This is a genomic window from Wolbachia endosymbiont of Cylisticus convexus (genome assembly GCF_003344345.1).
Map to the genome: position 1 here is coordinate 1 of NZ_QPIP01000003.1, position 17,646 is coordinate 17,646.

Below are 17,646 nucleotides of genomic sequence, written 5' to 3' on the forward strand. Positions count from 1 at the left end.
CTTTCTTGTCATTCAAGTAGCTGACCACTGGTTCCTTTATGGTGGTGTCATGCCAATGCTCAGACACTGGCATCCAGTTAAATTTACGTAGTATAAAAGTAATCAATGTTTCTGATGAAAGCTGGATTCCAGTGTCAGCTACTTTCATGACAAGATAAAGGCTACTCGGATGACATTATGGAAGCTAGAATGACAAGAAAGGAAGCACTGGCTTTCACATTAGCCACTCCCCTGAACAGATACATGTAATTTTATACGTAATAAAGATGAAATGTGACCTTAGCCAAAAAAAGCGGCAGAAAAGTTAACGCGTTCTAGACGTAACTTTACTAAGTACCACTTCTTTTAATTCTTTAGTAAGTTTGCCACTATCCAAAGTGTCATTATGAGAACCCCACAGATCATCATGAATCTTAATCAGATTACCATTTAATAATGGATCACCTCTTATCGCATTTGCCAACTGTGCAGGCAATGGTATTAAGCGGTCTCCTGCGTGGTTAATAACCACTATTGGCATTTTCTCATTTTGTGACTTTCGCAAATTATCTACTATGTCAAATTCTAAATTGAGGGCCTTTAGAATTCCTTTTAATAGGAATGAAGGCAGTATACTCAAAATTTTCGTCTGAGGCATTGGAAAATGCTTTACTGCTGTATGAAAAGAACTAAAGGCGCTAGTAAAAACAATGCCTCCAAGTTTAACATCTCTATTCGCAAAATGCCTTAACACTTCCGATGCAATTGCTCCTCCAAAAGAATGACCGAAAAGTACAATATTTTCGGATTTTACACCTTTATCTATTAATTGACTAATTTGCTCTATTGAAGACTTAGATAAGCTTTGATTCTTATTTAGAAAAGGAATCATGAGTAGCAACATAGATAAAAAAACACAAGCTAAAGCTGCTAAGACTGCCAACAGGGCTGTTCTAGCTGTTATTCGATTGGTAAGTAGTATTACAGCAGGTAGCAATATGGACGTTCCTAAACATACGAGACTGGCTAAGGCATAAGGTATATAATTTTGAAATGCAGCAGGGTATTTGTGTGCATGAGTGTGAAAATTAGGTTTACCGTGGGGGTGCATGAGCTCAGATTGCATCTCTTCACAGAATGCAGTTGCATTTTCATAATCGTCTCCTAATCCATGAAAGAATATAAGATGTATTTCGTTTCCTTTAGTATTGGGCATCATCCTTTTTATAGAACACTATCAATTATATACTATTATTAAAATTTCGCTAAGCTTTTTTTACATTAACTAGCGAAATGACAATCTTAAAATGCTTGCAAGATCTACTTACATCAAGTTGCATGAAGTTTTCTTCGTACATCCTTTTTGTTTTTCTTGTTCACTACAACTAGGGTCTTTTAAACTCGAAGAAGGCAACTTACTCCAAAACTTATTGTCTTTACGTGCTCCCCATTCTCCAAGAATTTCAACCATTTCACAATATTTAAATTTCTCAGCTACCTCTAATGGTGTTCTTCCAGAATGGCCTTTATAATTCAGATCTGCTCCATTGTCTTTACAAAATTCAGCAATTTTGATATCACGTCTGGCGACAGAACACAAGAGAAGTTCTCCGTATGTTTCCTTAATCCTATATCCTTTGTTTCGCACAAAATCTTCTACTGTCCTTGCTAAATTTTCTTTGCTTAAACCTTTCTTAAAGCACTCAGAGAGTATATTATGACAAAAACCTTCTATTTTACGATAATCTGGCTTTGTTAAATCAGAGGAAGATTTACCACAATACTCATCAGTATCTCCACGTGCGCCCCATTTTTCAAGAGCTTCAACCATTTGATTTTTTCCATTTACTCTAGCAAGCCACAACGATGTTTTCCCACCATAACTTACATAATCAAGATCTGCTCCGTGATTTTTACAGAATTCAGCAACTTGGATCTCACCTTGAGTGGCAGCAATAACCAATAAGCAGCCATATATTTCCTCTTTTTTAGACTCCCATTTATTTCTATTTATAAGATTTTCTATCATTCTCTCTGCACTTTCTCTATCACCCTGTTTAATGTATGAAAATATATCCTGCCAATATAATCCCATCTTATCCCTAATCTCTCCCTTTTGACAGGTGCTTTTTGCCAAAACAGAGAAAGGAGGAGGAATATAATGACTTCTAGAAGGGGAACCAAAAATATCATGAGTGTCCTTTCGTGCTCCCCACTCTTTTAGAGCTTTAACCATTTGATTGTGTTGATATTGCATAGCAAGCCAGAGTGGTGTCCTTCCATGACAGACTTCACAATCAAGGTTTGCACCTTGATCTTTAAAAAATTCGGCAATGTCAACTTCTCCTTGCTCAGCAGCTACAGCTAGCAAGTAACCATAAACTTCTTTAGATTCCCATTTATTTTCCTTTATACAACGCTCTGCAAGTCTTTTTGCACTTTCCTTGTCGCCTTGCTTAATATATGTAAATATTGTCTTCCAATAAAATCTCATTCCTGAAGCTATGGCTTTTTTTTTGCTGATCTCTATTCATAACGTCTCCTTGCAACAAACTAGCTGCAGCTCTTCCTCACGCAAAGAGCTAGCTACTTTTATACTCGCCAAATTCTATTGTCAAGCACACAGCTGTACGAACATTTTGATTCAAGAAGATGTCATTCCAGCGCGTGACGCTGGAATCCAGGAATTTTTTGAGTACGAAAGTTATGCTAAGTTTTTGTTGGTAAGAAAGGCTGGATTCCAGTGTCAAGCACTGGAATGACAGCAGAAGGAAACACTTGGATGACATTTCCTTACGGATAATTTTCGTACAGCTGTGTGTCAGCTACTCGGATGACATCTTCAATTTCTGTACAGCTGTGTGTCAAGTACTGGAGAAGTCTCTTTTATTTTCTCTTGATGAATAAATCTAAGTGGAGTATAGTGAAAGTGCATTTATGTGGCGTTTAATGAGCAATTTAGTTTTAGTCTATATAACTTTTTCAAGCTTGAAAGAGGCTAACTGAAGAATTGTTAAACGAGAAGTTAATTGTATGTGTAAATATATTTCCTGAAGTAAATTCTCTGTATCTATGGGAAAGTAAAATTAATAGTAGTTGTGAAGTAGCGGCAATTATGAAAAGCAGGAATGATCAAACTGATGAGATTGTAGAAAAAATCGAAGCAATGCATTCTTATGATCAACCAGCTATTGCGGTAATACCCGTAGGAAAAGCGAGTAAATCTTTTACTAATTGGGTTAATAATGTTATTGATATAAACAATATTGGGGTGTAGCCAAGTGGTAAGGCAGCGGTTTTTGATACCGCCACGCGAAGGTTCGAATCCTTCCACCCCAGCCATATTGAAGTGTGTGTGAAATGATATCACTTTTTTATAAATTAAGGTTGTTAAATTACATACTGGGCAGCTTGAAAGATATAGTTGTAAAGCTATTTCTTTTCACGATGTATCTTTATACATCCAGCATTATGCTCATGTTTCTCACCAATGGCTTTTGGTATGCTGTAGAATTTAGCTCTTTCAAAAATGCATTTTACCATTTGTATCAATATTTAAAATGGTATTATGAAAATAGAGGTGATTTGGGTTATGGAGTTTCTATTAGAATATTAGTAGCGTTCCTTATTCCGCATTTTCTCTACAAATTATTTCCTAGCACAGGCTGGAAGTCTTTTTTAAAGGAAAAGATATTTCAGATACTTAGCGCAAGAAGAAAAAAGAGTAGTAAACCAAATGGTAGTAGTTATGGTTATAGTAATAAGAACAATTATGGTAACAATAATTTTCAAGAGGCGGAACAGAAAGTGAACATGATAAAGCAGATATTAATCAAAGATATAGAGGAAGCTATAGACAAAAGATTACATGATATTTTTTTTGGTGAAAGGGGTAAACCTCATTAAAAAGGTTTTATCTAGTAAGGCCTTTTAAAATTGGCTGTATTTTGTTTTTTACGTATAACGGATCACAGTCAGCCAGTATACATGTTTCAACAAAATCTTGACTAAAGTCTGATAGCCAGGAAATTGCTTTACGTTTCTCTACCAAGCTTTCTGTTTTTTTACAGTTACTTGCTGCATCAGCCATTGCCTGTGCTATCACTGATTGCCACAGTATACAGTACCGTTGTATATCATCTAAAGTACTATTTGCTTCGTAATGGTGAAAAAATTCTTTAAAATTGAAGTTATTTGACATTATGTACCTCTTTAAGTTGAAAATTAAGATTTGAAATAGGGAATTTGTGCGAACGTTGTCTGCTGAAACGAGTGTCATGCAAGCCTTTATGACAGTCAGTGTCAAATCTGGACGACGCCATTTATTGTTTCATGTAAGCTATAAATATTTAATAAATTGTATCTGTTCAGCAGAGTGGCAAAACAAGGTAGACGAGAAAAGACAACTATAGGAACAAATGGGTGTCATGCCAGTGCGTGACACTGGCATCCAGTCCTTTTGCACAAAAAACGTTGTAAAGTGTTTACCAACTTAGTTGGATCCCAGTGTCAAGCACTGGCATGACAAGAAAGGGAGCACTGGTTTCAGTATTTTTACATTAGCCATGTATCTGAACAGATACAATAAATTTACTAATTAAAAAAAGGCAAAGAATCCCCGGAGTAGCTCACTCTTTATTTTAAAATTTGACGTTAGGTGATGTCTTAAACAGCGTTTTTCAGCTTGTGTAGGGAAAAACCCAAAATTTTTATAAAGACATAGGATGCACATAGTGCAAAAATAGTACGCCAAATACAAATCTTCTTGTCATTTTAATCTGCACAGATTGGGAAGTTAAATAATATAGCTTCACTTTCATGGTAAGAAAAATAGCGAGGTTTGTCAAGTAGCTTCAGCCAACTGCCTATTTAGATGTCCCACACTGCTAAGCAGATACCAAATTTTTTGCAACATCAAGTGCAGCGTAAGTGAATATTGCACTTGCACCCGCACGTTTAAAACCAATCAAAGATTCATAAATCACCTTGTCATAATCTAGCCAGCCATTATTTGCAGCAGCTTTTATCATTGCGTACTCACCGCTTACTTGGTAAGCAAAAATCGGAAAATTAAACTTATCACTTGCTGTTTTGATAATATCCAAATATGGCATGCCTGGTTTAATCATAATAAAATCTGCACCTTCATTTATATCCATTTCAATTTCGCACATTGCTTCGTGCGCATTTTTATAATCCATTTGATAACCACTTTTGTCTATAGAATGTGATAGCCCACATGAACCAACGACTTGCCTGAATGGAGCATAGAAACTAGAGCAATATTTCACCGCATAAGATAATATTAATACGTCTTGAAAGTTATTATCATCTAATGATTTTCTGATTCTTCCTATTCTACCATCCATCATATCAGAAGGAGCAACTATATCACATCCTGCTTTCGCTAGAGCAAGCGCTTGCTTACACAATACTGATACAGTTTCATCATTTTCTACATCCACCTGATTGCCTTTTAAAATGCCGTCATGGCCATGAATAGTGTATGGATCCAATGCAACATCTGCAATAATACCAATTTCAGGTACCTTTAATTTTACAGCACAAATTGCTTTGCAGATTAAGTTGTCAGAATTATATGCTCCCTCAGCGTTTTCAGATTTTAGTTTACTATCAACTACAGGAAAAATTGCAACAGCATTAATTCCTAAATCTTTAGCTTCCTTAACTATAGACACTAATTCATCTATTGAATAACACTTTATGCCTGGTAAGCCAGAAATTGGTTCAGTTATTTCTTCTCTGTCGTGAACAAACAGAGGAAGAACCAGATCGTTTACTGATAAACTATTTTCACTTGTTAAATTGCGAACCCATTTGCTCAAGCGCCTGCGTCTTAATCTTGTATTTGGAAAATTAAACATTGGATCCAGGCAAATTCCCAGTAAAGAGCAACACCCCTGAAATGAGTATCACCCAAAACACTGATATTGGTAGAAATACTTTCCAACCAAGGCGCATTAGCTGATCATATCGATAACGAGGTATTGTTGCTCTAATCCAAATAAATACGAATAAAAGTATAACTATCTTCAAAACGAACCAAATTAAACCTGGAATTTTGTAAAGTAAACTGAACTCCAGCGGCGGATACCATCCTCCTAGAAAGAATATCGTCATCATAGCACTTGCTAGAATCATATTTGCATATTCTCCAAGAAAAAAGAGGGCAAAAGGCATGGATGAATATTCAACGTTATATCCAGAGACAAGCTCTGCTTCAGCTTCTGGTAAATCAAATGGGTGACGATTAGTTTCTGCAAGCAAAGAAATAAAAAATATTGTTCCTATAGGCATTAGTAGTAAATCAACCCAAAATGGCATATTGTGTTTCGCTACCACCATCTCTCCAAGGTTCAACGTACCAGTTGTAACAACAACTGTAGCAACTATTAAGCCTATTGAAACTTCATATGAAATCATCTGAGCAGCTGACCGTATAGCGCCAAGGAATGCATAATTGGAGTTGCTTGACCAGCCTGCAATAATTACGCCGTATACTCCCAGCGACGATATAGCTAGCACATAAAGCACTCCAACATTAATATTTGCTATAACCTGAGGAATCACTACTTGCTGGCCATTTTCTACAATTACTTCAGCACCAAACGGTATAACTGCCCAGGCAATTAATGCCAAGATAAAGGTAAGCATTGGAGCCATAATGAACAGTATGGTGCTCGCTCTAAATGGTATTATCGGCTCTTTAATCAGTAGCTTAATAGCATCTGCAAATGGCTGCAATAGCCCAAAAGGTCCAACTACACTTGGGCCGTGTCTCAGTTGAATTGCACCAATAACCTTACGCTCAAAGTATACCAAGTACGCAACTGAAAGTAGTAGCGGTACTAAAATAAATAAAATATTAACTAGCGTGTTCATAAAAAGCTTTAGTACAATCTGCCATTATTTTTGAAGCGCGACTTATTGAATCCGTCATATAAAAATTACAATTTTTTAGAGTGAAAGGGATATTACTTAATTTGATCTCATCACAGGCAATTGATACCCATTTATTTTTTACTACTTGGTCAGCATTTCTAAATTGTGGGCCAATAGCGTCTAATTTCTTCCTCACAAAAAATAAACTATCGTATAATAAGGAAAGGCCCAAATATTGGGATAAATTTTTAATAATCAACCAATCTTCCTTTGCTTCACCAGGAGGAAAGACAGCTAAATTTGTTCTTTGCGCTCGACCTTCAGTGTTTACATAAGTTGCACATTTTTCTGTATATGCAGCACCAGGCAAGATAACATCTGCTACATGTGCACCCTTATCACCATGATGACCTTGATAAATTACGAATGTATTTTCTAATTTTGATGTATCAATTTCATCTGCACCAAGAAGATAAACAACTTCTATTTCACCACTTTCTGCATATTGCAATATTTGATTAATATCCCTTTCGCCTTTTTTAGGAACAAACCCAATATCTAGCCCACCAACTCTTGCTGCAGCTTTATGCAGCACATTAAAGCCATTCCAGTCATCCCTGACCATGTTAAATTTTTCTGCAATTTTGCCAGCTAGAACTAGAACTGATTCAGAATCGTCTCTTATCAACGCATCTTGACCGATAATTAGCATAGGATTCTGAGCCGCACTCAGTAACTCACAGAATTTATGATTTCCCTCTGCTATCTCGTTTAGAATGTTTGGGTCATCACCTAATCTTTCAACATTATATAGATATTCAATATTAGGACCAACACTTGCAATAGTGAAGCCACTTTGTAAATATCTCTTTCTCAATCTTACATTAATGATCGGTGCTTCTATCCTTGGATTTGTATTTATAAGCAGGCACAAATCTGCATTTTCTATACCTTCAATAGTGGTATTGAACACATATGACCCACGATTACTTGGTATAAGCTTTGCACCATCTTGCCTACAGTCTATATTCCCCGAGCCGAGCTTCTGCATCACTTCTTTGAGTAGAAGCATAGACTCACAATCTGCTAAATCACCTGCAATTGCAGCTATTTTATTTGATTTTGTATTCTTTAATTTCTTTGCAGCAATAGTTAATGCTTCATTCCAATCAACTGGGGCTAATTTACCATCTTTTTTTACATAAGGTCGATCAAGACGCTGAACTTTTAGTCCATCGTAGGCAAAGCGGGTTTTATCTGATATCCATTCTTCGTTTACCTCTTCGCTCAGCCTTGGTAATATTCGCATAACTTCCAGGCCACGATAATCAACTCTAATGCTACTTCCCACAGCATCTAGCACATCTATAGTTTCGCAGTGTGATAGCTCCCATGAACGTGCCGTAAAGGAGTAAGGCTTTGAAGTTAAAGCTCCTACCGGGCAGAGATCTATGATATTTCCGGATAATTCAGAACTAATATGCCTTTTTATGTAAGTGCTAATCTCTACATTTTCTCCCCTTCCGATTCCTCCAAGTTCATTTGTACCTGCAACATCGGACAAAAACCTAACACACCGAGTGCAATGAATGCACCTATTCATCGCAGTTTCAATCAGTGGTCCGAAGTGTTTTTTTTGCACAGCCCTCTTATGCTCATCAAGTCTGCTGTTTCCTTTCCCATAAGTCATCGTGATATCTTGCAAATCGCATTCACCACCTTGATCGCAAATTGGGCAATCAAGCGGGTGGTTAATTAGCAAAAACTCAAGCACACCTTCACGTGCTTTTTTAACCTTAGGGGTATCAGTGTGGATAACCATCCCTTCTGTAACTGGCATTGCACAAGAGGCTACTGGTTTTGGAGGTCCACCCTCGACTTCAACCAAACACATTCTGCAGTTACCAGCAATTGCTAAACGCTCATGATAACAAAAACGTGGAATTTCAACGCCCACGACTTCACAAGCTTGAATTATAGTGAGCCCATACTCTACTTCACATTCCTTAGAATTAATAGTAACTTTAACCACAACTATTATACAGCTTCCCACTTTATAGGATTGCCGCTTATCTCATCTTCAACCAGATTGCCGTTGTCATATTGAGCAGACATATAATTCATGCGCGAGTCACGATCTATATATCTAACAGGTTTTACCGGTTTATCTTTATACATTTTTTGCTCGGCTTTCTTACGCTGAGTAGGGTTATTTTTACTAGCTGTCTTTGCTTTCCCACCTGCTGCCATATAAACTCCTAAAAACTTCTCATTTTATTTTAACACTTAAGTATATAGCGTCAATATTTAATAACTTTAAAATTTCAATAAATCTCTTATTTGTAATTATTGTTTAAATAAAAAGTTACCCCTTGATATCATTCCAGTGCTTGACCAGAAAAAAAGAAATATGTATCAGCTACTTTCATTTGCTGCGCCTCGAAAATAAACGTTCATGTAGCCAAGCCATAAATCCAGTATAAAGACCTTTAATCATTGGCTTCGTAGTACTTTTTAACCAACTTATTAAGTAGCCTTACACCAAAACCTACTGCTCCTCTTGGACAAATGTCAGTACCTTTTTCGTGCCAAGCAGTGCCTGCGATATCTAAATGTGCCCAGCAAGTTTCATTCACAAAACGCTGTAAAAACTGTGCAGCCATTATGCTATCTCCACCAGAGCCTGCAGGAGCAATGTTTTGAACATCAGCAATCGGTGAATCAATAATTTTGTCATAAGTTTCATTCATAGGAAAACGCCATAACTTCTCACTTACTTCATTTCCTGCATCAATCAGACGGTTTGCTAATTCATCATTATTTGAAAAAAGACCAGCATATTCGTTATTTCCAAGTGCAACCACTATAGCACCAGTTAAAGTTGCAAGATCAATCATAAATTTTGGTGAGAATCTGTCTTGCGTATACCATAAAGCATCTGCAAGTATGAGCCTTCCTTCTGCATCGGTGTTCAACACTTCTATCGTCTGTCCAGACATTGAAGTTACTACATCACTTGGTCTTTGAGCATTACCACCCACTGCATTTTCTGCAAGTGCGACCACGCCAATTGCATTTACTTTTGCTTTTCGTCCTGCTAAAGCATGCATCACCCCGACCACAGTAGCAGAGCCTGCCATATCATATTTCATCGACTCCATACCACGTGAAGGTTTGAGCGATACTCCACCAGTGTCAAACGTTATACCTTTACCAACAAAAGCAATTGGCTTTTGTTCTTTAGCAGCTCCATTCCATTTTATCACTACTAATTTTGGTTCTTTACTACTTCCTTGTGCAACTCCAAGCAAGGCTCCCATTTTTTTCTCTTCCATCTGCTTTTTATCAAGCACCTCGATTTTAAGGCCAAGCTTAGTAAGTTCTTTTTTTATATGATCAGCATAGGATTCTGGATATAGAATGTTAGGAGGCTCTGTTATAAAAGAGCGCGCGAGGAATATACTCTCACCTTCTTGTCTTAAGTGCTCAAATGATCTTTCAACATTACTTAATTGCTCATCTTTTACTAATACGGTAATCTCCTCCACCTCTGTAGTTTTCTCATCCTTTTTAGTTTTATACTTATCAAACTTAAAACTACGCAGAAATGCACCATATGCAACATTTGCTACACTACCTTCGATTAAAACCGCTGCTTTCTTAATTTTTAATCTGCTTAGCTCACAATATATTTTACCACCAATATTTAATTCTTTATTTTCATTCCATTCATCCTTCTTCCCAAGTCCAATAACTATGACATTTTTTTCTTCTGGCAAAGTAATAGAGAAAAATTCACCAAAACTTCCATTGAAATCGCTAAATTGCTTTATATTATCTATGATTTGTTTTCCTTGCAAAACCCCGCCATCATTTACGGTTTCGTTGTCCTCAAATAAACCCATTACTATTGTTTTAAAATTGGGCGAAATTTTAGAAATTGTTATTTTCATTGCTGGCATCTCCGTTGCAAATAATTGTAAACTGTACATAAAACATAGCAAAAACATCAGTAAGATATTTTTCATATACATCCTAAGTACAATAACACTCAAGTTTACTATGGACTCCCTTACATGCAAGGGTTTTTATCTTTTATTAGAGAACTTATTATATCCGCCCAAGGTAATGTTAAACGTATAGGTTTTTATGACCTGATCACTGTAAGTAAATGGTGTTATGAGAAGGCTTGCAAGCCCGTTACTAACAAAATCTTCAAGAACAGGATCAGCACAATTATCGCAATTATGGTCAGCAAAAAACATTTGCGTTGTGAATTCTGGAAAATCTGGATGTTGAACTAGAAAGTTAATATGTGGAGCTCTATCACCAATTTTACCAGGTGCTATCGTAATAAAATTATAATAGCCAAGATTATTCACTACAAACCTTCCTGATCCAGCAAAATTCGGATCATCCTCTATATTCTTATCGTAATGGTTCACGCCGCGTGAATTCGCGTGCCATATAGAAACTACAGCATTTTGTATTGGTAAACAGTTTATATCAGTAATTCTACCCACTATGTGTATTAATTCTCCTGTTGCACTATTTGGAGAACCAGGTTTCCTTCTTAAATTGTTTGAAGAGCTAAAATTTTTTGGCCTTGCATCAAGGTCATATATTTCTGGAGTTTCAATGCAGTTGAGCAAAACAGGATCAGCTGCAAATAGCGGCAAACTGAATACCGTTTGTACTAAAAGCGCTAATAAGACATTTTTCACATTCATTTCATTTATAATGCTTTTATTCAGATTGTAGCAGCTTTTTTCTTTTGTTTAAAGATAAGACTTCCTTTGGAACCGCTTTATTTCAGTGCATGAGCTGGTCTTTTTCGGATCTTAGCGCTGTCTGCACGAACGTCTAGCTTAGGGGTAAGAAAAATTAGGGCCCGCAAATTAATCCAAACACATAAGTGTAGTGTTACCACCGAATGCTGTAGTGTTAACACTTACAACTTTTTCTGTAGAAAAACGCTGTAAATAATGAGGACCACCAGCTTTTGGCCCAGTGCCAGATAGTCCCCTACCACCAAATGGTTGTATCCCAACTGCTGCACCTATCTGGTTACGGTTGATGTAGACATTTCCAACTGATATTTTTTTACTTATAGTGTCAATTTGACTTTGTATACGACTCTGCAAAGAAAACGTGAGCCCATATCCTGTATTGTTTATATCACTTATAACTTCATTTAATTGTGACTTGTTAAAACGTATGATATGTAAAATAGGACCAAATACTTCTTGCTTTAATTGCGAAATTTTTTGTATCTCATAAACATATGGAGGAAAGAAATAACCATTATGAGAATTTGTATCCATGGGTACTTTAAATAACAGATTTGAATCTTCGTCCTCTGACATTTTTTGCGTATGTTGAATGAGCATATCGATAGATGCTTTGTCAATTATTGGACCAATATCAGTGCTAAGTTGTATTGGATCACCAATCTTTAGTTCTTGCGCCGCACCGCATATCATTCTTATCTGTTTTTCTGCTATATCTTCTTGAATAAATAGCACTCTAAGTGCAGAACAGCGTTGGCCGGCGCTGCGAAACGCAGAAAGCACAACATCTGTAGTCACTTGCTCTAAGAGAGCAGAACTATCAACAATCATAGTATTTAATCCGCCAGTTTCAGCGATAAGTGGCACAATAGGACCGTCCCTGCCAGCAAGGATTCTATTAATTATTTGAGCGATTTGTGTTGAACCAGTAAAAGCTACACCAGAGATTCTGTTATTTGGCACTAATGTTTTGCCTAAATACCAACCATCCCCTGGAATAAGGTGCAGTACATTTTTTGGTATCCCAGCTTCGTGTAGTATCTTAACAGCTTCATAGGCAATAATCGGCGTTTGTTCTGCTGGCTTTGCCAGCACTGCATTACCTGCTGCAAGTGCAGCTGAAACCTGCCCAATGAAGATAGCGAGCGGAAAATTCCACGGTGATATGCATAAGAAAACTCCTCTGCCTTCAAAAAAGATGAAGTTATCTTCACAAGTTGGACCTGGCAATTTTTTCCAGTCATTCAGTTCATTTTTTGCTATCGTTGCATAATAGCGCAAAAAGTCGATTGCCTCTCTTACTTCTGCTATTGCATCGGATAAAATTTTTCCTGCTTCTACGATTAGAATGTAAACCAACTCTTTCATCCTTTCTTCAAGCAAATCTGCAGCTTTTTCAAGGCATTTAGCGCGCTCTTCTGCTGAAACATTCTGCCACTTAGTAAAAGCACTATGTGCTATTTCAAGAGCGTTTAAAGCCTGATCGCTTGTTGCACTTGACACTTCCCCAATTACATTTTCTAAATGTGCAGGATTTACTACTTCAGTAAATTTGGCATCATCAAAAAGTGACTGTCCGTCAATTATTGGTCCAACTTGCCATTTTTTTTTCATTAAAGCTCTTTATATCATCTGCAAATTGTGAAACTATCACCGAGTCACTAATATCCATTCCCAAGGAATTTTTTCTTTCCTCTCCAAAAATATCTTGTGGCAATGGAATGTTTTGATGAGGTTCATACTCCAACCTTTTAGCTTTTTCTGATGGATCTGAAACTAACTCTTCAGTTTCAACATTAGGATCATTTATTTGATTAACAAATGAACTATTAGCTCCATTTTCAAGAAGACGTCTAATAAGGTATGGTAGTAGGTCACTGTGTTTACCAACTGGTGCATATATACGACAACTGATGCTTGTTGCAAGTTCTGACGTTGCATAATCATATAAATCCTTACCCATTCCGTGTAAGCGCTGAAACTCAAATCCAGGATGATCTTTGTCAGCAAGCTCTATTATAGTAGCAAAAGTATAGGCATTATGAGTTCCAAAGCATGGGTAAAAGTGATTTACTTTGCTTAAAAGCTTCTGTGCACACGCAAGGTAGCATACATCAGTATAGCTTTTTCTTGTAAATATTGAATAACCACTTAACCCTAGCTCTTGTGCACGCTTAATTTCTGAGTCCCAATATATACCCTTCACAAGCCTCACCATAATTTTGTGCTTTGATCGGATAGCAACATCCTCAACAAAATCAAGCACAGATAAAGCACGTTTTTGATACGCTTGCACAGCCAAGCCAAGCCCTTCCCACTGGGAAAGTGACTCATCAAGACGCAATTGCTCGAATAAAACTAGTGACATCTCAAGTCTTTCTGATTCTTCTGCATCTATGCATAATGAAATGTTGTATTTTTTTGCTTCATGACAAAGTTCCAGCAATTTAGCTCTCAACTCTTCAGCTATATTATCGAATTGGCTGAATTCATAACGTGGATGTAACGCAGATAATTTGATTGAAATTCCATGCGATTTAAAACAATCACCTATATCAGTGGATTCACCTATAGCTTTTATTGAATGCATATATGAATTAAAATACTCTTCCGCATCCTCAGCTGTGTGAGCAGCTTCGCCAAGCATATCAAAAGAGCATAAGAATTTGCTATTATCATTTGATTTTACATTTTCCAGTGCTTTCTCTATAGTCTCTCCAATAACAAAATGCTTACCAAGCATTAACATTGCTTGTTTCACTGCTTTGCGAATGATTGGCTCTCCTAAATTTTTCAGCAATCTAGAAATTGCGTAATAGAATTTTGGATCTCTTTCATTACTCCTTAATATACTACTTCCTATCATTAAACTCCACGTGGAAGCATTGACGAACAATGAAGAAGAATGTCCTAAATATCTACTCCATTCTTGATTGGCAATTTTATCTTTGATTAGCTCGTCTATTGTATAATCATCTGGTATTCTAAGTAGTGACTCAGCAAGACACATAAGTGCTATTCCTTCGTCGTTGGAAAGCGAGTATTGCTGCATGAAAGAATCTATGACATCTAATTTGTTGCCTTTAATCTTTTCAATAACTTGTTTTGCTATATTATAAATTCTATTTTTTGAATCAGCCGAAAGCTCTGTGTTTTCTACAAGGCGACGTACATAACTTTTCTCATCAGTACGATAAAATCCTTGTAAACGTTTTCTCAATTCGTTAGGTTCTTGTATAGAGGTAATCATATATAATTATCTGCAAAACACTCTGTTACCGTATGTAAGGTAAAATTATATCATAACTTTGCATAGAGCAAATCATTATTTATGAAGGGACCAGGGCTGGCTAAAAGAAGTCCATGTAATAACTTCACTAAATCAAAAGGATTGTGCAAGTATGTAACTCAACACTCCACCACACATCAAGTATTTAATCTCAGTTGCGGTTTGTACACAGCATTTGAGTTGAATTGATTGCTTTGAATTATCCTTTCTCTTGATGATGCATTCTAGATTTCCACCTGGCACTATTTCACCTTTTATGCTTATTACCTCGCTACCATCAAATATCTTTCTAGTTATTCCATTTTGGAATGTAAGTGGAAGAACACCCATGCCAACTAAGTTGGACCTATGTATACGCTCAAAGCTTTCTGCAATTACAACCTTAATCCCCAACAATAAAGTACCCTTTGCTGCCCAATCCCTACTTGAACCTGTGCCATATTCCTTTCCTGCCACAATGATGAGAGCTTCCTTGTAGCACATCGCTGCATCAAAAATCGACATAATTTCTTGAGAAGGAATATATTTTGTATAGCCGCCTTCGATGCTTACCATTTCATTTTTTATTCTAATGTTAGCAAAAGTGCCACGCATCATTACATTGTGGTTACCACGGCGAGATCCATATGAATTAAAGTCCTGTGGTTCAATTCCAAGCCCCTTTAAATATAGGCCAGCAGGACTATTTGAGGCAATATTTCCTGCAGGGGAAATGTGATCAGTAGTTACGCTATCGCCAAACATCGCCAATACTTGTGCACCCTTTATATCGATTTTATTATTTTTAGGTGATAAATTATCAAAATAAGGCGGATTTTGTATGTAAGTGCTGTTTGCATCCCAATTATAGATTTCACTTTTTTCACACTTTATCTTTTGCCAATGTTCATCACCAGAAAAAACATCCTTATACTTTTGTATGAACATCTCACGTGTTACCACATTTTTAACACAATCTTCGATTTCATTGTTTGTTGGCCATATATCTTTGAGATAGACATTATTTCCATTCTTATCTGTGCATATTGAATCTTTTGTCAGATCAATTTGCACAGTACCAGCAAGCGCATATACAATAACAAGTGGCGGAGATGCCAAGTAATTAGCTTTGACTAATGGATGAATTCTTCCTTCAAAGTTACGATTGCCAGATAAAACTGCAGCAACAGTTAGGTTTTTATTTTTAATATCATCTTCTATATCACTATTAAGTGGACCAGAATTCCCAATGCAAGTTGTGCAGCCATATCCAACTAAATTAAAGCCCAAAGCATTTAGATCTACCTGCAATCCAGACTTTTCTAAATATTCTGTTACAACTTGTGACCCTGGAGCAAGAGAAGTTTTAACCCAAGGCTTTGATTTTAATCCAAGTTTAATTGCATTATGAGCTACAAGGCCAGCAGCAATCATCACGCTTGGGTTTGAAGTATTGGTGCAGCTTGTTATCGCTGCAATAACTACGCTTCCATCTTGGAATTCATCGCTTTCCTTTGACTCATTAACTGGAAACGATTTAGAAAAAGATTCTGCCACTTGTGAAAGAAAAACTTTATCTTGCGGTCTTTTTGGACCAGCCATTACTGGCTTCACACTCAATAAATTAAGTTCCAATGTATCAAAGAATGCTAATTCGTTGTTGCTACGCCACAGCCCTTGCTCTTTTGCATAAATTTCAACCAATTTAACCAACTCTTTTGGCCTTCCGGTTAAGTTTAAATAATCTAGTGTCTTCTGATCAATTGGGAAAAATCCACAAGTTGCACCATATTCTGGGGCCATGTTAGCTATAGTTGCCCTATCTGCCAAAGATAAACAATCTAACCCATCACCATAAAACTCCACAAATCTGCCAACAACGCCTTTTGTTCTTAGGATATTGGTAACCGTCAGCACTAAATCAGTCGCAGTTACTCCTTCCGGCAATCTGCCAATTAATTTAAATCCAACTACTTCTGGAATCACCATACTAATTGGTTGACCAAGCATCACAGACTCAGCTTCTATGCCTCCAACACCCCAACCAAGGACTGATAACCCGTTAATCATTGTAGTGTGACTGTCAGTACCAACTAAAGTATCAGGATATATGACCCCTTCATTATTACACACAACTTGCGCTAAATACTCAAGGTTTACTTGATGGCAAATTCCAGTACCTGGCGGTACTACTCTAAAATTTGTGAAGGATGATTCTCCCCACTTTAAGAATTGATATCTCTCCAAATTTCTTTTTACTTCTAGCTCAACATTCTTACTGAATGCGGAAGTGCTTCCATAACTATCTACTTGAACAGAATGGTCAATCACAAGATCAACCGGTACAGATGGGTTTATGTTACTCGGGCTTCCTCCATTTTGCTTTACATAGCTCCGCATAGAAGCTAAATCGACGACAGCAGGAACCCCTGTAAAATCTTGCATCAACACCCTTGCTGGTTTATAGCTAATTTCGTGATTAGTGTGTTTATTGACGCAGTCTGCTAGTACTCTTATGTCATCCAGCTTTACGTTTACTCCATCTTCATTGCGCAATAAATTTTCAAGCAATACCTTGAGTGAGCAAGGCAATTTGGTTAAATCTATTCCTAAGAATTTACCAGCGCTACTTAGGCTAAAGTAGCTATATGACTTTCTATCAACATTTAAAGTCGTTTTTGCATTTAAAGAATTGTTCATCCTGTA

At 36.9% G+C, this 17,646-nt stretch carries 11 protein-coding genes, 1 tRNA gene and 2 pseudogenes; 3 read left to right on the forward strand and 11 right to left on the reverse strand.

All coding sequences use genetic code 11. The features are described from left to right. Positions 1-304: 304 nt before the first annotated feature. Together Wcon_RS11665 and Wcon_RS00590 are read right to left on the reverse strand one after the other, a co-directional pair. Entirely contained in the window at positions 305-1,195 is an 891-nt protein-coding gene (locus Wcon_RS11665) for an alpha/beta hydrolase family protein (protein WP_237349954.1), read from the reverse strand. A gap of 108 nt (positions 1,196-1,303) precedes the next feature. Then, entirely contained in the window at positions 1,304-2,473 is a 1,170-nt protein-coding gene (locus tag Wcon_RS00590) for an ankyrin repeat domain-containing protein (protein ID WP_114516825.1), read from the reverse strand. A 455-nt stretch (positions 2,474-2,928) separates the two neighbouring features. Between Wcon_RS00590 and cutA the strand changes: the two are divergent. The 3 genes and pseudogenes from cutA (at position 2,929) to Wcon_RS00610 (ending at position 3,885) form a co-directional block, all read left to right on the forward strand. Further along, a pseudogene (gene cutA, locus Wcon_RS00600) lies at positions 2,929-3,256 on the forward strand (divalent-cation tolerance protein CutA). Further along, positions 3,247-3,321: transfer RNA gene (locus Wcon_RS00605), tRNA-Gln, on the forward strand. The pseudogene cutA and the gene Wcon_RS00605 overlap by 10 nt, the downstream one beginning before the upstream one ends. A gap of 201 nt (positions 3,322-3,522) precedes the next feature. Continuing rightward, on the forward strand, positions 3,523-3,885 hold the full coding sequence (locus Wcon_RS00610) for a hypothetical protein (RefSeq protein WP_237349955.1): 363 nt from the start codon (positions 3,523-3,525) through the stop codon (positions 3,883-3,885). 7 nt (positions 3,886-3,892) lie between these two features. On the opposite strand, the gene Wcon_RS00615 is transcribed toward Wcon_RS00610, so the two are convergent. From Wcon_RS00615 to acnA, 9 genes and pseudogenes are all read right to left on the reverse strand, one after another. Then, positions 3,893-4,180, reverse strand: a complete 288-nt coding sequence (locus Wcon_RS00615) for a hypothetical protein (protein ID WP_114516829.1) — start codon at positions 4,178-4,180, stop codon at positions 3,893-3,895. A 685-nt stretch (positions 4,181-4,865) separates the two neighbouring features. Continuing rightward, the gene (gene hemB, locus Wcon_RS00620; RefSeq protein WP_114516830.1) at positions 4,866-5,864 is read right to left on the reverse strand and encodes a porphobilinogen synthase; all 999 of its coding nucleotides are present in this window, start codon (positions 5,862-5,864) and stop codon (positions 4,866-4,868) included. Then, entirely contained in the window at positions 5,857-6,882 is a 1,026-nt protein-coding gene (nuoH, locus tag Wcon_RS00625; RefSeq protein WP_114516831.1) for an NADH-quinone oxidoreductase subunit NuoH, read from the reverse strand. The genes hemB and nuoH overlap by 8 nt, the downstream gene beginning before the upstream one ends. Continuing rightward, the gene (gene nuoG, locus Wcon_RS00630; RefSeq protein WP_114516859.1) at positions 6,866-8,914 is read right to left on the reverse strand and encodes an NADH-quinone oxidoreductase subunit NuoG; all 2,049 of its coding nucleotides are present in this window, start codon (positions 8,912-8,914) and stop codon (positions 6,866-6,868) included. Before nuoG ends, nuoH begins: the two co-directional genes overlap by 17 nt. A gap of 5 nt (positions 8,915-8,919) precedes the next feature. Next, complete coding sequence (locus Wcon_RS00635; protein WP_017532424.1) at positions 8,920-9,132, reverse strand: hypothetical protein; 213 nt, start codon at positions 9,130-9,132, stop codon at positions 8,920-8,922. A gap of 239 nt (positions 9,133-9,371) precedes the next feature. Next, positions 9,372-10,874 (reverse strand): leucyl aminopeptidase, encoded by a 1,503-nt coding sequence (locus Wcon_RS00640; protein ID WP_179947445.1) that lies wholly within the window; start codon positions 10,872-10,874, stop codon positions 9,372-9,374. A gap of 96 nt (positions 10,875-10,970) precedes the next feature. Beyond that, positions 10,971-11,612, reverse strand: a complete 642-nt coding sequence (locus Wcon_RS00645; protein WP_114516833.1) for a protocatechuate 3,4-dioxygenase — start codon at positions 11,610-11,612, stop codon at positions 10,971-10,973. A gap of 168 nt (positions 11,613-11,780) precedes the next feature. Then, positions 11,781-14,922 (reverse strand): annotated as a pseudogene (putA, locus tag Wcon_RS00650) (bifunctional proline dehydrogenase/L-glutamate gamma-semialdehyde dehydrogenase PutA). 132 nt (positions 14,923-15,054) lie between these two features. Next, on the reverse strand, positions 15,055-17,640 hold the full coding sequence (acnA, locus tag Wcon_RS00655) for an aconitate hydratase AcnA (RefSeq protein ID WP_114516834.1): 2,586 nt from the start codon (positions 17,638-17,640) through the stop codon (positions 15,055-15,057). Positions 17,641-17,646: the final 6 nt, after the last annotated feature.

What these genes read in the sequence shown, in the direction of transcription:
- Wcon_RS11665 (WP_237349954.1), bottom strand. Translation starts at nt 1,195, where the DNA reads ATGCCCAATACTAAAGGAAACGAAATACATCTTATATTCTTTCATGGA.
- acnA (WP_114516834.1), bottom strand. Translation starts at nt 17,640, where the DNA reads ATGAACAATTCTTTAAATGCAAAAACGACTTTAAATGTTGATAGAAAG.
- Wcon_RS00590 (WP_114516825.1), bottom strand. Translation starts at nt 2,473, where the DNA reads ATGAGATTTTATTGGAAGACAATATTTACATATATTAAGCAAGGCGAC.
- hemB (WP_114516830.1), bottom strand. Translation starts at nt 5,864, where the DNA reads ATGTTTAATTTTCCAAATACAAGATTAAGACGCAGGCGCTTGAGCAAA.
- Wcon_RS00645 (WP_114516833.1), bottom strand. Translation starts at nt 11,612, where the DNA reads ATGAATGTGAAAAATGTCTTATTAGCGCTTTTAGTACAAACGGTATTC.
- Wcon_RS00615 (WP_114516829.1), bottom strand. Translation starts at nt 4,180, where the DNA reads ATGTCAAATAACTTCAATTTTAAAGAATTTTTTCACCATTACGAAGCA.
- Wcon_RS00640 (WP_179947445.1), bottom strand. Translation starts at nt 10,874, where the DNA reads ATGTACAGTTTACAATTATTTGCAACGGAGATGCCAGCAATGAAAATA.
- nuoH (WP_114516831.1), bottom strand. Translation starts at nt 6,882, where the DNA reads ATGAACACGCTAGTTAATATTTTATTTATTTTAGTACCGCTACTACTT.
- Wcon_RS00635 (WP_017532424.1), bottom strand. Translation starts at nt 9,132, where the DNA reads ATGGCAGCAGGTGGGAAAGCAAAGACAGCTAGTAAAAATAACCCTACT.